The sequence below is a fragment of the Sphingomonas sp. Ag1 genome (assembly GCF_000980895.1).
Taxonomy (GTDB): Bacteria; Pseudomonadota; Alphaproteobacteria; order Sphingomonadales; family Sphingomonadaceae; genus Sphingomonas; species Sphingomonas panaciterrae.
This window is the reverse complement of the sequence record NZ_LAZX01000083.1, coordinates 20110-35109: the sequence shown is the minus strand read 5'-3', so window position 1 is coordinate 35109 and position 15000 is coordinate 20110. Positions and strand designations below refer to the sequence as shown.

At 68.1% G+C, this 15000-nt stretch carries 12 protein-coding genes; 1 reads left to right on the top strand and 11 read right to left on the bottom strand.

Going from position 1 to position 15000, the window contains the following annotated elements; all coding sequences use genetic code 11:
- Positions 1-41: 41 nt before the first annotated feature.
- From nrdR to XM50_RS05130, 11 genes are all read right to left on the bottom strand, one after another.
- Complete coding sequence (gene nrdR / locus XM50_RS05180; protein ID WP_046407942.1) at positions 42-503, bottom strand: transcriptional regulator NrdR; 462 nt, start codon at positions 501-503, stop codon at positions 42-44.
- 62 nt (positions 504-565) lie between these two features.
- Positions 566-742, bottom strand: a complete 177-nt coding sequence (locus XM50_RS20415; RefSeq protein WP_164518900.1) for a hypothetical protein — start codon at positions 740-742, stop codon at positions 566-568.
- Between the two features lie 7 nt (positions 743-749).
- Positions 750-2072, bottom strand: a complete 1323-nt coding sequence (gene glyA, locus XM50_RS05170) for a serine hydroxymethyltransferase (RefSeq protein ID WP_046407940.1) — start codon at positions 2070-2072, stop codon at positions 750-752.
- The gene (rpiB, locus tag XM50_RS05165; RefSeq protein WP_046407939.1) at positions 2069-2521 is read right to left on the bottom strand and encodes a ribose 5-phosphate isomerase B; all 453 of its coding nucleotides are present in this window, start codon (positions 2519-2521) and stop codon (positions 2069-2071) included. The genes glyA and rpiB overlap by 4 nt, the downstream gene beginning before the upstream one ends.
- Before the next feature lie 136 nt (positions 2522-2657).
- Positions 2658-4700 (bottom strand): malate synthase G, encoded by a 2043-nt coding sequence (locus tag XM50_RS05160; RefSeq protein WP_046407938.1) that lies wholly within the window; start codon positions 4698-4700, stop codon positions 2658-2660.
- 127 nt (positions 4701-4827) lie between these two features.
- Positions 4828-6336: an acetyl-CoA acetyltransferase gene (locus XM50_RS05155; protein WP_046408017.1), complete on the bottom strand. Its 1509-nt coding sequence runs from the start codon at positions 6334-6336 to the stop codon at positions 4828-4830.
- Positions 6337-6338: 2 nt separating this feature from the next.
- Positions 6339-7142, bottom strand: a complete 804-nt coding sequence (locus XM50_RS05150) for a crotonase/enoyl-CoA hydratase family protein (RefSeq protein WP_046408016.1) — start codon at positions 7140-7142, stop codon at positions 6339-6341.
- Positions 7143-7153: 11 nt separating this feature from the next.
- Positions 7154-9421: a CaiB/BaiF CoA-transferase family protein gene (locus XM50_RS05145; protein WP_046407937.1), complete on the bottom strand. Its 2268-nt coding sequence runs from the start codon at positions 9419-9421 to the stop codon at positions 7154-7156.
- Positions 9418-10827, bottom strand: a complete 1410-nt coding sequence (locus tag XM50_RS05140) for a phosphotransferase family protein (RefSeq protein WP_125945403.1) — start codon at positions 10825-10827, stop codon at positions 9418-9420. Before XM50_RS05140 ends, XM50_RS05145 begins: the two co-directional genes overlap by 4 nt.
- A complete protein-coding gene (locus XM50_RS05135) occupies positions 10824-11936 on the bottom strand; it encodes a hypothetical protein (protein WP_046407935.1) in 1113 nt (370 codons plus the stop codon). Before XM50_RS05135 ends, XM50_RS05140 begins: the two co-directional genes overlap by 4 nt.
- Before the next feature lie 212 nt (positions 11937-12148).
- The gene (locus tag XM50_RS05130; protein ID WP_046407933.1) at positions 12149-12748 is read right to left on the bottom strand and encodes an NADPH-dependent FMN reductase; all 600 of its coding nucleotides are present in this window, start codon (positions 12746-12748) and stop codon (positions 12149-12151) included.
- A 101-nt stretch (positions 12749-12849) separates the two neighbouring features.
- On the opposite strand from XM50_RS05130, the gene XM50_RS05125 reads away from it, so the two are divergent.
- Positions 12850-14958 (top strand): transglycosylase domain-containing protein, encoded by a 2109-nt coding sequence (locus tag XM50_RS05125; protein ID WP_231621859.1) that lies wholly within the window; start codon positions 12850-12852, stop codon positions 14956-14958.
- Positions 14959-15000 lie beyond the last annotated feature (42 nt).

Here is a 15000-nt window from a genome sequence, read left to right as displayed (position 1 = left end):
AGGGTCGCGTTCGACAAGTATCGCAGCGGCGCTCGGGCGCCTCAGCCGCGCGCCGCTTCCTCCACGGTGCCGGCGAACTCCTCGAAATCGCGCGCCTCGCTGAAATCGCGATAGACGCTGGCGAAGCGGATATAGGCGACCGAATCGAGGCCCTTCAGCGCCTCCATCACCATTTCGCCGATCCGCTTGGACGTGACCTCGGCCTCGCCGCTGGTTTCCAGCTGGCGCTGGATGCCGCTGACCAGCCGCTCGATGGCGAGGCCGTCGAGCGGCCGCTTGCGCGCCGCGATCCCGATCGATCGCAGCAGCTTCTCGCGATCGAACGGCTCGCGCCGATCCTCCGACTTCATCACGGTCAGCTCACGCAGCTGGATCCGTTCAAAGGTGGTGAAGCGTGCGGCGCAGCCCTCGCACTGACGACGGCGGCGGATCGCGGCGCCATCGTCGGTCGGGCGGCTGTCCTTCACCTGGCTCGCATCATGGCCGCAGAAGGGGCAGCGCATCGTTCAACTCTTCTGGTTGGACGCCCCCGCCGCAGCCGCGACAGGGACGCAGGATGACAGGATCAGATCTTGTCCCGCCGGGCATAAGCGACGCCGGCACCGACAAGCGCGCCCAGCACCGGGCCGACGAACGGCACCGGAATGGCGATGACCGCGCCGATCGCGCCGTACTTGGCCATCTTCTTGCCGAGCCCCGGCGTGTTCTGGACGGTGGTCTGGACTTCCTCGATCTTGGACACGTTCACCTCACTTGTAGATGGGGAAACGAGCGCACAGCGCGCGAACTCGTTCCCGCACGGCCGCCTCGACCTCGGCATCGCCCTTCTCGCCCTTCTTGGCCAGACCGTCGAGCACGTCGGCGACCATGTTGCCGATCTCGCGGAACTCGGCCGTGCCGAAACCGCGGGTCGTGCCCGCCGGGGTGCCGACGCGGATGCCGCTGGTCTTCACCGGCGGCAGCGGATCGTTGGGGATGCCGTTCTTGTTGCAGGTGATGCCGGCACGCTCCAGCGCCTCGTCCGCATCCTTGCCGGTGACGCCGAGCGGGGTGAGATCGACCAGCGCCAGATGCGTGTCGGTGCCGCCGGACACGATCGCCGCGCCGCGCTCCTTCAGCGTTGCCGCCAGCACCTTGGCATTCTCCACCACCGCGGCGGCATAGCTCTTGAACTCCGGCTGCAGCGCCTCGCCGAACGCCACTGCCTTGGCGGCGATGACATGCATCAGCGGGCCACCCTGGAGCCCCGGGAACACCGCCGAGTTGATCTTCTTCGCGATCGCTTCGTCATCGGTCAGGATCATGCCGCCACGGGGGCCGCGCAGCGTCTTGTGCGTCGTGGTGGTGACGACATGGGCATGACCGAACGGGGTTGGGTGGACGCCGCCAGCGACGAGGCCCGCGAAATGCGCCATGTCGACCATGAAGAACGCGCCGACCTTGTCAGCGATCGCGCGGAAGCGGGCGAAATCGATGTGACGGGGATAGGCCGAACCGCCGGTGATGATCAGCTTGGGCTGTGTCTCGATCGCCTGACGCTCGACCGCGTCATAATCGATCAGGTGCGTGTCCGGCGTGACGCCATATTGCACGGCGTTGAACCACTTGCCGCTCATCGCCGCGCGCGCGCCGTGCGTCAGGTGCCCGCCCGAATCGAGGCTGAGGCCCATGATCGTGTCGCCCGGCTTCACCAGCGCCAGCATCACCGCGCCATTCGCCTGCGCGCCCGAGTGCGGCTGCACATTCGCAAAGCCGCAGTTGAACAGCTGCTTCGCGCGATCGATCGCGAGCTGCTCCACCTCATCGGACGGGTGGCAGCCCTGATAGTAACGCTTGCCGGGATAGCCCTCGGCGTACTTGTTGGTGAAGACCGAGCCCTGCGCCTCCAGCACCGCCTTAGAGACGATGTTCTCGGACGCGATCAGCTCGATCTGAGTCTGCTCACGGTCCAGCTCATGCTCGACACCGGCGAACACCGCGGGATCAGCATCGGCGAGACCGCGGGTGAAGAAGCCGCCCTCGACAGCATAAGGCGTCTGAACCTCGTTCAGCGTGGTTGGGTTGGTGCTCATGCTGGCTCCTTCTGGAAATCAGGCGCGCCGAGCTTGTCGACGCGGGGGGCGTGGCGGCCGCCGGCAAAGGCGGTGTCGAGGAAGGCGGTGACGCAGGCCTTGGCCATGTCCTCGCCGATCAGGCGGGCACCAAGCGCGATGGCATTGGCGTCATTATGCTCGCGCGACAAAGCGGCGGCGAGCGGATCGGACACGAGCGCACAGCGCAGCGCGGGATTGCGGTTCACCGCGATCGAAATGCCGATGCCCGAACCGCACAGCGCGATCCCGCGCTCGGCCTTACCCGCGGCGACCGCTTCGGCCAATTTGTATCCGTAATCGGGATAATCGACCCGCGCGTCGGTGTCGGGCCCGAGGTCCAGCACATCATGCCCGGCCTCGCGCAGCCAAGCGACAAGCGTCGCCTTCAGCGACACGGCGGCGTGATCGGAAGCGACGGCGACTCGCATGAGGTTCAGCGATGCTCTCGGCAGTGGTGGATGCGCGGCCCTTTAGCCGCGGTGTCACGATAATGCCACCGTCGCGATCGCCATGCTCGCCTCCCCCGCGCCGGGACATGGCCGGGCGCGGGGGACAGGGCGCGGATCAGGCGGCCTTGGCTGCCTGGCGGAAACGATGGAGCAGCGGCTCGGTGTACCCCGACGGCTGCTCCACCCCTTCAAAGATCAGCGCGCGGGCAGCGCGGAAGGCATGACCGTCCCAGTCGAGCGGGCGGTACAGCGGGTCGCCGGCATTCTGCGCGTCGACCTTCTCCGCCATACGGTCGAGCGCCGCGTCCACCTCCGCCTCGGTGCACACGCCGTGAAGCAGCCAGTTGGCGAGATGCTGCGAGGAAATGCGCAAGGTCGCGCGATCCTCCATCAGCCCCACGTCATGGATGTCCGGCACCTTGGAACAGCCGACGCCCTGGTCGATCCAGCGCACGACATAGCCAAGGATGCCCTGGCAATTATTGTCGAGTTCCTCGCGGACCTCCTCCGGCGTCCAGTTCCGCCCAGCCGCCGCGAACGGCACCGTCAGCAGCTTTGCGAGCGGCGGCGGTTCCTCCCCCGCAATCTCCTTCTGCCGCGCGAACACGTCCACCTGATGATAGTGAAGCGCGTGAAGCGTCGCGGCGGTGGGCGACGGCACCCAGGCCGTATTCGCGCCGCTCTTGGGGTGCGCGATCTTCTGCTCCAGCATGTCGGCCATCATGTCGGGCGCGGCCCACATGCCCTTGCCGATCTGCGCCTTGCCACTGAGGCCACAGGCAAGGCCGATGCGCACGTTGCGATCCTCATAGGCCTTGATCCACTCCGCGCCCTTCATCTCCGCCTTGCGGATCACCGCGCCGCCGCGCATCGCGGTGTGGATCTCGTCGCCGGTGCGATCGAGGAAGCCGGTATTGATGAAGGCGATCCGGTCGCGCACCGCATGGATGCAGGCGGCAAGATTGGCCGAGGTGCGGCGCTCCTCGTCCATCACGCCGACCTTGATCGTGTGGCGGTCGAGGCCGAGCAGATCCTCCACCGCATCGAACAGCCGGTTGGTGAACGCCGCTTCGTCCGGCCCATGCATCTTGGGCTTCACGATATAGATCGATCCGGTGCGGCTGTTCTGCAGCGTGCCGAGCCGCTTCAGATCATGCAGCCCGATCAGCGAGGTGACGATCGCGTCGAGGATCCCCTCCGGCGCGTCGCTGCCATCTTCGAGGCGCAGCGCGGGCGTCGTCATCAGATGGCCGACGTTGCGCACGAACAGCAGCGAACGGCCCGGCAGCGTGAAGCTGGAGCCGCTCGGCGATTGATAGGTCCGATCGCCGGCCAGCTTGCGGGTCAGCGTCGCGCCGTTCTTCTCGAACGTCTCGACAAGATCGCCGCGCATCAGGCCCAGCCAGTTGCGGTACGCCGCGACCTTGTCCTCCGCGTCGACCGCGGCGACCGAATCCTCGAGGTCAACGATCGTCGTCAGCGCCGATTCGAGGATCACGTCGGCGATGCCGAACGGATCGGTCTTGCCGATCGGGGACTCGCGATCGACCACGATCTCGATGTGCAGCCCGTTATGGACGAACATCACGCCCTTATCGAAGCGCGCGAAGCGATGCGGGCAGTCACCGCCCGTCAGCGCCGCTTCCCAGCCCGGCAGCGTTTCATCGAGGAACGCCCGCGCCCGCGCGATCACCTGCGCGCCGCGATCGGCATCATAGCCGCCCGGCTTCGCCTTCCCCGGCAGCGCATCGGTGCCGTAGAATGCGTCGTAAAGGCTGCCCCAGCGCGCATTGGCGGCGTTCAGCACGAAGCGCGCGTTGAGGCTCGGCACCACCAGCTGCGGCCCGGCCATGGTGGCGATTTCGGGATCGACGTTCTCGGTGCCGATGGTGAACGGCGCCGGCTCTGGCACGAGATAGCCGATCTGCGTCAGGAACGCCTCGTCGACCGGTTCTCCGGCCATATAGCGCGCGTCGATCGCCGCCTGCAGCTCCTCGCGCCGGGCAAGCAGCGCCTTGTTCTCCGGCGTGAAAAGATCGAATATCGCCGCCGCCCCCTGCCAGAAGGCGTTAGCCGAGATGCCGGTGCCGGCAAGCGCCTCCTCCTCGACAAAGGCGGCGAGGCGATCATCGACCGAAAGGCCGGCGCGGGTCTGCATGGGGATTCCTCCTGACGTTACCAACAGCGCCTGGGGAGGGCACCGCCGCGATTAGTCGATGCCGCGGTGGGAGTGCAACGCCCAATTCCGCCCCGAGGTCCGCCCGGGGAGGATTGATCGGGCCGGATCAGGAGGCGCGTTTCCACACCATCAGTTCGCCCTCGGCAACCACTTGGCCGGCCGTTCCGACCGGTTCGGAACTGCCATCGCTGAGGAAAGCGATCGTCGCCGCGTCGCTCGCCGGCACCTGCGCCAGCGTGCGCTTCCCATCCGGCAGCTTCGCCACGACCACCCCGGCCTTTGCCGAACCGTCACGGTTGTAGAACACGGTGTAGGTCTCGACCTCAGCCGGTCCGCTATAGTCCTTCACCAGTTCCGGCACCGCGCCGCGCGCAGCATCCGCCTCCGCCTGCAGGTCGAACGCATGCGCCTCCCCCGCGCCCGGCAGCGGCTTTGTGCCGAGCACGATCGCGTGATTGTGCGTGGCAAAGCCGCCATTGGCGAACAGCAGCCCCTTCTCGCCCTCGCCGGCGCGCAGGGCGTCGACCATCTCGGCCACGGCATGCGCCATGTAATTGCCGATCGGCCCGCCGCCGAAGGTGAGGCCACCGAACACCGTCGCGGGCTTCTCCACCGGCCAGCCGATCACCCGCCGCGCCATCTTGGGCACGCAGGGGAAGCAGGAATAAAGCTCGACCAGGTCGAGATCGTCCGCCGTCACCTCGTTGAACTCGAGCGTGCGGCGGAGGCACACTTCCATGCTGGGCGACGTGTCGTAGCGGTCACGAGCGAGAAAATCGTCCGCCTCATGCGCGCTGGCGCCGCGCCCGACATAGATGATCCGCTCCTCCGGCACGCCGCGCCGTCGTGCTTCGGCAAGGCTGGTGACGATGAAGCCGGCGCCCTGATTGACGCTCGAATTGGCCACCATCAGCTTGGTGTAGGGGAAGGCGATCGGGCGATTGTCCGCGGTCGGCTCGACGATCTCCTGCGGTGACTTGGGCGCATGGATCCACGCCGCCGGCGTCTGCGCCGCGATCTCGGAAAAGCGTGACCAGATCTCGCCTGACTCACGCTGCCCTTCGTCCAGCGTCTGGCCATAAGCCGCACGCGCGGCATTCTCGTAGAGCGGATAGACGTCGACCGGCGTCGCCAGGCCATAGATCTGGCGATAACCGGGCTTCGCGCCCTTGCTGAGGGTGCGCAGCGGGTTCTGGTCCGCCACGCTCGTCTTCGCCGCGATCGCCGCACGCTGGCTGGCGGTGCGCAGCGCCTCGCCGCCAGTCACCGCCGCGATTTTGATCTCGCCGCGCGCGATCCGGTTCGCCGCCTCGTTCAGCAGCAGGATCGGGCTGTCACCATTGGGACCGACCGATTCATAGACGATCGCCGCCGTCGATCCGATCCCGTCCGCCACCTTCTGCGCCAGCGGATTGTCCTTGCGGAAGCTGATCTGCTGCACGACCGCGACGGAATCGACATCCGCCAGCCAGCCGCCGCCCGCGTCCTTGTCGGCCTCCTCCAGCGCGGCGATCATCAGGCCCAGCGCATCCTTGCCCGCCATCGGATCGGCCGGGCGGTCATTGACCTGCCCGACCCCGACGATGACGGCGACCTTCTCCGGATCAGCCGCCATGTTCAGCGCGCCTTCCACACCGGGGCGCGCTTCTCGGCAAATGCCTTCGGCCCTTCGCGCGAGTCCTCGCTGGTGAAGACGATCTTGGTTTCCTCGCGGTTCTGCGCCCAGGCCGCTTCCTCGCGCTCGACCCGGCCGTTCGAAATGCCCTGCGCCATCCGCTTCGACGCCTGCACCGACAGCGGCGCGTTGACCGCAATCCGCTCGGCCAGCGCGAAGGCGGTGTCGAGCAGCTGCTCACGCGGGGCGACGGCGTTGATCAGCCCCAGTTCCAGCGCGCGATTGGCGTCGATCGGGTCGCCGGTCAGGATCATTTCCATCGCGATCTTCTTGGGCAATTGCTCCGGGAGCCGGAACACGCCGCCAGCGGCCGCAAACAGGCCGCGCTTGGGCTCGGGCAGGCCGAACTTCGCCTCATCCACTGCGACGGCAAGGTCGCAGGCCAGCGTGATTTCCAGCCCGCCGCCCAGCGCCATGCCGTTCACCGCGGCGATCACTGGCTTGGAAATGGCATGGCTGACGATGCCGGCAAAGCCCCATGCGGCCTTGGTCTTGTCATCCGGCGCCAGGCTCTCGCCACGCGACAGCGCGACGAGGTCAGCGCCGGCGCAGAACGACTTGTCGCCAGCCCCGGTCACGATGACGACGCGGATCTCGGGATCCTTGTCCGCCGCCTCCAGCGCATCGCCCACGCCCTCATGAACGAAGCGGTTGACCGCGTTGCGCGCTTCCGGGCGGTTGATCGTGATGAGCATCACATTGCCGCGCGTTTCGACGGTGACGGCTTCATTGCCAAGGTCGGCCATATTGATCCCTTTCATGCTGCTTGTTCGATGATCTTCCCGGCCAGCAGCGAAGCGACGCGATCGTCGCTCCACCCCAGCCAATCCTTGATGACGGTGGCGCTGTGTTCGCCGATGCGGGGCGCGGGCCGCTGGTCCGGCGGCGGTACGCGGTCGAAGCGGGTGAGCGCGCCCTCTACGATGAACGGGTCGGGCAGCAGCGGGTGATGCGCGGTGCGAAACGTGCCGAGGGCGCGAAACACGGGAAGGTCGGGAAGGTCCACCACGCGGACCATCATGCCCGCCGCCAGCCCCACCGACTGAAGCTGCGCCATCACGTCGTGAGCCGGCTGGGTGCGCGACCATTGTTCGGGCTCGTCGCCGGCGATCGCGTGCAGGGCCCGGCGATCCGTCGCGTCGCGCAGCGTCACGGCGCACCATTCGTCCTCGCCAGCGCACGGAAGAAGACGATCCTCCGCCGGATCGCCGCTGACCGTCAGCCCCTCCGCGCGGGCGGCGGCCGCGGCGATCTCCACTGCCTTGTGCCCCAGCATCACTTCCGCCTGGCTGACGCTCGCCGTCCCGCCGGTGCCGGTGCGCATCCGCCGGATCAGCAGCGCCAGCGCGCCGATCGCGCTGATCCGGCCAGCGACGTGATCGGGATAAACGGTGACTGTGTCGGAGAAGCTGTCGGGCTCGCCCGGATAGGTCCATTGCGTGCTGAGCCCGGCGGAGGCGCGCACCAGCGGGCCATAGCCCAGCCGGCGCGACCAGGGCCCGGTCGGCCCGAAGGCGGAACTGTCGACGCTGACCAGCCGCGGATTGGCCTCGACCAAGGTCGCGGCATCCAGCCCCAGCGCATCGAGCGTGCCGGGCTTGAAGTTCGACAGCAGCACATCGGCCTGCCGCACCAGATCGAGGAACAGCGCACGCCCCTCCGGCGCCTTGAGATCGATCGACAGCCCGCGTTTGTTGCGGTGGCCGGCCGCAAAGGTGAGGCTCACCGGATCGTCGTCGCGCGACTGGCGCTGCCCGTCGGGGAAAGCGGCATTTTCCACCTTCACCACGTCGGCGCCAAAGTCGGCGAGCAGCCGCCCGGCCTCTCCCCCGACGACGATGATCCCCATGTCGAGCACGCGCAGGCCGGCGAGCGGGTAATCGGCCGCTGGCGGAGGATCGAAGCGCGGCCGCGCCGTCGCGAACGCCGTATTCTCGCCCGCCAGAGGGTCGCGAGCGGCAGGCGACACCCCGGCGCGCTCGCCGTCGATCTCGATCGTGCCGTTGGGGAAGGACAAGGTGATGCCGGGCGCTATTTCCACCGGCACGAAGGCCTCGCGCGCCGTCATCTGCGCCGTCGCGATCGCTTCCTCGACGGTGAGCAGTCCGGCGGCCGGGATTCCGCGTCCCGCCGCCTCTTCCTCGATCTCGGCGCGGGTCTTGTCGGCAAAGAAGCGCGTGATCGCCGGCAGCAAGGTGGTGGAGCGGAAGCGGGTCATCAGCTTCTCCCACTCCGGCCCGGCAAACTCGTCCGGCTCCCCCAGCCACACGAACATGCTGCGCCACTGGCGGGGCGCGAGGACGCACAGCCGCACGAAGCCATCAGCGCAGGGCAGGATCGGATAGCGATAGCGTTCGTCGGTGCGACCGCGCGGCTGCTTCCAGCTTGGCACCCCCGATTGCGCGCTGCCGTTCAGGCCGAAGCCCGGATCAAGCGCCTGCATCGCCGCCTCGAGCAGCGTCATGTCGAGGTGATCGCCCTCGCCGGTGCGCAAGCGGCGGATCAGCGCGCCGAGCGTCGCGACCACCATTTGCGTCGCTGCGGTTTCCAGCGTCAGGCGGCCCGGCGGCAGCAGCGGTGGCCGGTCCGGCAGGCCGGAGCGCGACAGGCTGCCGGTCAGCGCGTGCAGCACCGCGTCGCTCGCACGCCAGTCCTTCCACGGGCCGACGGTGCCGAAAACGCTCAGCGTGACATGAATGATCTGCGGCGCCGCATGGCGTATCGCCGCGTGATCGAGCCCGGGGAGCTGCTCCTCGAGCAGGATGTCCGCCCCCGCCGCCAGCGCCAGGAAGCGATCCTGATCGCGCGGCAGGTCGATCGTGACGGCGCGCTTTCCAAGGTTCGCCGCAACAAAGTCGAGGCTGATGTCGCCGGCCATCGCACCGTTCCGCCGATCCGTGCCCCCGCCGCGGGGCTCGATGCGGATGACCTCGGCGCCCAGTTCCGCCAACAGCCGCCCCGCCGATCCGAGCACGCCGGGAACGGCATCCAATACGCGTATCCCGGTGAGCGGCAGGTCGGTCATAGCGGCCAGGCGAGTTCCCGCCGGGCGGCGCTTTCGCGGTAGAAATCGAGCAGCGGCCGCTCGTCGCCGCGCGTCCGCGCGACCTCGTCATGATGCGCGATCAGCGCCTCGGCCAGCGTCGCCCAGGCGCCGTCCAGCGCGTCCAGCGTCTCGCCCTCATTGGTGACCGGAGCATCGTCGCCGAGCAGCCGGCGCATGTCGGCAATATCGGCGCGGCGCCAGGCGGCGGCCTTTTCCGCCTCCTGCGCGCCGAGCAGCGCGAGCAGCGCCGCCACCGTCAGCGTCGATCCGGCGAAGGCATCGCTCGCACCCACCTTCTCCCCCGCCCCGGCCGCCGCGATGCCAGCACCGATCAACACCTGCGCCAGATCGCTGGTGGGGAGGACCGGCACCGGATCGAACACCGATCCGCCAAGCTGCGCGGCGATGATCGCCTCCTGCCGCCGCGCGGTGTACCAGCCCGAGACCGCCAGCACCGGATCCTGCCGCCCGCCGTCGACGAACTCGCGAAAGGCGGAGATCCAGATCGCCATTCCCTTCACCGATGCGAACAACGACCACCAGCGCATTGCCGCGGGATCGACCGTCAGCCCGCTGGCGCGCTCCCAGATCGCGATCGCGTCCGGCCGCGGCAGCATGCCGCTGGCCGCGCCGGGGATGAAATGATCCCAGATCGGGTCCAGCGCCCAGCCCAGATCCTCCAGCGGATCGCCGAGATGCGCCATTTCCCAGTCAAACATGGCGCGCATCCCGCCCGCGCCGTCGTGCATGACGTTGCCGGAGCGGTAATCGCCATGAACGATCGCAACACGCTGCGCCGGCGGCGGCGGATTGGCGCGCAGCCAGCGGATCGCGGCGCGCGCGATCGGCTGCGGCTGCAGCGCGTCCTCCTCGATCACCCCTTCCCAATAATCGAGCGCGATCCGCCAGCATTGGTCGGGCTCGGGCATCGGTACATGGTCGGCGAGCGGCGTGCCGGCCGGATCATGCGCCGCCAGCCGGCCCAGCGCACCAAAGAACGCCTCGCCCAGCGCCGCGCCATGCACGCCGAACGGATCGCGCGCGAAGCTGCTCGCGACTTCGCCGCCCTCGATCCGCTCCATGATGAAGAACGGCCGGCCAAGCTCGGCGCCATCGGGCTCCAGCGCCACCGCACGCGGCACGGGAACGACCCCTGCTGCACTTTGATAAGCGCGAAACTCGGTCGCGCTTTCGGTGTCGATCAGGCCCTTCGCCGGCTCGCGCCGCAGGATCAGCCGGTGGATGTCCGCCCCGGCATGGGCATCGAAGCGATAGGTCTCGCGGCTCGCGCCGCCGGGAATCCGGGTCAGATCCGCCACCCGCACCGGCTGTTCCCAGACACGCGAGAGATAGGCCTCGATCTCGGTTGCGGTCAGCGTGGTCATGCCGGGTCGAGCACGCCCTTGAAGCCCGACGGCGCGTGCGGCCCCATCACGAGCTGTTCGAGCACCCCCTTGCCGCGCCGCACCTTGCCGTCAGGTCCCGTCATGGTGACGGTGGCCAGCGCCTGGACGTGCAGATGGTGCGGCTGCATCGGGTCCATCTCCGCGGGTACGAAATCCTCGCGCTCCACCGTCAGCCCGTCGCCCTGGTGCCGGCCGTGGCTCCACTTGGGGTGGGTATAGCCAAGGCCAAGCATCATGAACTGCTGGCCCAGGTCGAACTCGACCTTCGTTTCCTGACCCTCTTCGTCCTTCAGCGTGACGCTTGCAGCCTGGGCGTGGCGTGATCCCTGCTTCCACTGCACCTGATAGTCGGATTCGAAATGCGTTTCGTCCTCGATCCCGCCGCCCAGCGGCTTCCACGCCGCGCGGCGATTCCAGAAGCGGCCATGCTCGTCGTCGTTGGTGTGAAAATAGAAGTCGCCGTCCTCCATCGCGGTCGGGCTCCACAGCCAGAAGAATTGCGGTGCAATCGGCGGGCTGGCGGGCTGCGCATCGGGCGCACCGATCGGGCGCACACCCCAGGAGCGGTCGCGCGTGCCCAGCCAGCCGTTCACCTCAGTGCGATCGCCATCGACCTCGATCCAGCCCTGATAGCTGCCGTTCTGCGTCATCCGCGTCACGTCCATCAGCACGCGCGGGCCGTTGCGGCGGGTGAAGCGCGGCTCCTCCAGCGGGAAGGCGCGGCCGGTGAAGGTCAGCTCGGCGCGGATCTTGTGCTCGGGCGAATTGACCGTGAGCTTCACCGACTGCAACGGCTCAAGCACCTCGACCGCGATCCCGCCGACCTGCGTGTCCATCCGCTCCATGTTGAGGCCGCGGCTGGCGTGCAGATTCACCTGCTTGCCGTCCTTCAGCCAGCAGAAGCTCGCGTCGATGATGTTGATATGCGGATAGACGCCCATCGCGGCGGCGAAAAAGCCGTCTTCGTCCGCGCCGGGGGCATAGCCGTTGAAGAAGAAGCGATCGTAGAAATTGCGGTCCGTCCCCGCATAAGCGACCGGCTCGGCGGTCTGGTGGATCGGATATTCGTCGCCCTTGGTCAGCACCATGCCCGCTCTCTCCATCACATCCTTGGCCGATCTGTCGTCGGCTCAAGGGCGGAGGTGGACCAGCGGCGGCGGCCCTGTCAACGCCAAGATAACAGAAGTTACGTTACGATGACGCGCTGGTGCGGGCGGGTGCGTCAACCAAGCAGACACTGGCCCAACCACCCGGCGACACGGGCGGGGCAAAGCCGCCACCCGTGCGCCTCCGGTCTGGCTCAGCCGCGCGCGAGCGGTGCGAAGCGGGCGACCTGCTTGCCCACCATGCGCAATTGCTCGACCACCGCCGGGTCGTTCGCCCCGCCCTCGGCATCGAACTTGGTGATCGCGCTGTTGATCGCGGCGGCGAAAGGCGTCGGCCAGCCGCGCAGCGCATGGACGATCGATCGCAGCGCGGCGATCGTCGATCCCGTCGCCTGCCAGCCATAAGCAGTCGCGATCAGCCCCACCGGCATGTCGGCAAGATAGGTCCGCTCGGCATCGCGCGCGGTTTCCTCCAGCAGGTCGAGCGCGTTCTTCACCACGCCCGAAATGCTGCCGTGATAGCCGGGCGAGGCGATGATCAGCGCCGACGCGCCGCGCACCGCGTCGACGAATTCCTGCTCCTCGGCGGTGCGGCCGGGCGCCTTGGGGTCATAGAGCGGGAATTTCGCCATGTCGGCACCACCGAACAGGCGCGTGCGGAAACCCTGCTCGCCCGCCGCGTCCAGCGCGATCCGAAGCGCGCGTTCGGTGGAGGATATGCCACCAATGGTGCCGCCAATGCCCACGACCAACGGTCTGTCGTCCAATTGAAATGCTTTCTCTTCGCCGCTCATGCGCCTATCCCTCGCACGGTGCGCACCCTTGCGGCAACTGTCATACTGAAGTAATACGCCCGATGGCTGACCGCCGAGATGATTCCATGCGCCCGAGCTCCATGCGCCCTGACCCCTTCGATCCCAGCCAGCACGACGGTGGCCGCATCCGCTATCACCATGCCCCCGGCGAGGCGCGTGATCCCATGCCCGATTTCGCGGCGTGGCGCGACGGCGACCTGCCGGGCGAGGACGGAGCGGCGACACGCCGCGCAACGCGCTTCCGCCTGCCACGGGTGTCGATGCGCTGGATCATGCGCGGGCTCGGGGCAGCCGTCATCCTGCTGGTGCTGGCGATCATCTGGCTGGCGATCACCGCGCCCTTGTCGCAATCGCTGAAACCGCCGACGCCCCCGTCGATCACGCTCACGGCGTCCGACGGCACGCCGATCGCGCGGCGCGGCGCAATCATCGCCCAGCCGGTCGATGCTGCGAAGCTGCCCGCGCATGTCCGCGAAGCGTTCATGGCGATCGAGGACCGGCGCTTCTATTCGCACTGGGGCATCGATCCGCGCGGCATTGCGCGTGCCGCCTGGGCGAATTTCGGCTCCGGCGGGGTGCGTCAGGGTGGCAGCACGATCACGCAGCAGCTGGCCAAGAACGCCTTTCTCGATTCCGATCGTACCGCCGCGCGCAAGATCCGAGAGGTGTTCATCGCCTTCTGGCTGGAGGCGTGGCTGAGCAAGGACGAGATCCTCTCCCGCTATCTGTCGAACGTCTATTTCGGCGACAACGTCTATGGCCTGCGCGCCGCGTCGAACCATTATTTCGGGCGTGAGCCAGAGAAGATGAACATCGGCCAGGCGGCGATGCTGGCCGGCCTCGTCAAGGCGCCGTCGCGGCTCGCCCCGACCAGCAACCTGAAGGGCGCGCGCGATCGGCAGAAGGTGGTCGTCGCGGCGATGGTCGACGCCGGTTTCCTGACCAAGAGCGAGGCCGCCGACGTGCAGCCGCAGCGCGTCAAGGCGCGCCGCGCACAGCAATTGCCCACCGGCACCTATTTCGCCGACTGGGTACTGCCCGATGCGCGCGACCAGGCCGGCGAGGTGCAGACCGAGGCCACCGTGCGCACCACGCTGGACCGCGATCTGCAGCGCAACGCCGAACGCGTCATCCGCCAGGCCGGATTTCGCCAGGCGCAGGCCGCGCTGGTGGCGATGAAGCGCAATGGCGAAGTCGTCGCGATGGTCGGCGGGCGCGATTACAAGAAAAGCCCGTTCAACCGCGCCACCCAGGCGCGGCGCCAGCCGGGATCGACGTTCAAGCTGTTCGTCTATCTCGCCGCGCTGCGCGCCGGCATGTCGCCCGACACGATCGTGGACGATTCGCCGGTCGAGATTGCCGGGTGGAAGCCAAAGAACGACGACGGCCGCTATCTCGGCGACATCACGCTTCGGCGCGCCTTCCAGCGATCCTCCAACGTCGTCGCCGCGCGGCTGACGCAGGAGGTCGGCGTGCGCAACGTGATCCGCGCCGCGCGCGACCTCGGCATCACCACCCCGATCGCCAATGAGGCGACGATTGGCCTGGGCACGTCGGAAGTATCGCTACTGGAACTGACCGCCGCCTTCGCCGGCGTGTCCGAGGGGCGCTATCCGGTGCAGCCGCACGGCCTGCGCAACGTCGCGGACAAGAGCTGGTACCAGGCGCTGACCGATGGCCAACGCACGATGCCGCGCCGCATCCATGACGACATGCTGACCCTGCTTGCCGCCTCGGTGCGCGGTACGGGCCGCGCGGCGGCATTGTCGGTCGATGCCTATGGCAAGACGGGCACGTCGCAATCGGGCCGCGACGCCTGGTTCATCGGCTTTGCCGGCGATCTGGTGGTCGGCGTGTGGGTCGGCAACGACGACAATACGCCCAATCCCGGGCTCCACGGCGGCGGCATCCCGGCGCAGATCTGGCGCAATTTCATGGTCAGCGCGCTCGATCTCGCGCCGGTCGTGAAGGCGCCGGTGGTCGAGGATATCGATCCCGACGCCGGGCTGATCGCCGACGTCGAAAACGAAATCGCGCCGATCACCGCGCCGATCGAGGGGTTGGGGATGGATCTTCAGATCGGGCCGGATGGCTCGGTCAGCATCGCCCGTCCCGAGGGCCCGCCCCCGCCGCGCCGGCGCGAGGAACGCGAACCGGTCTTCGAGGACGGACCGCCAGGCTTCTACTAGTCGCGCCGCTCGCCGCTCGGGTCACGAGCGGCGGGCGCGTCC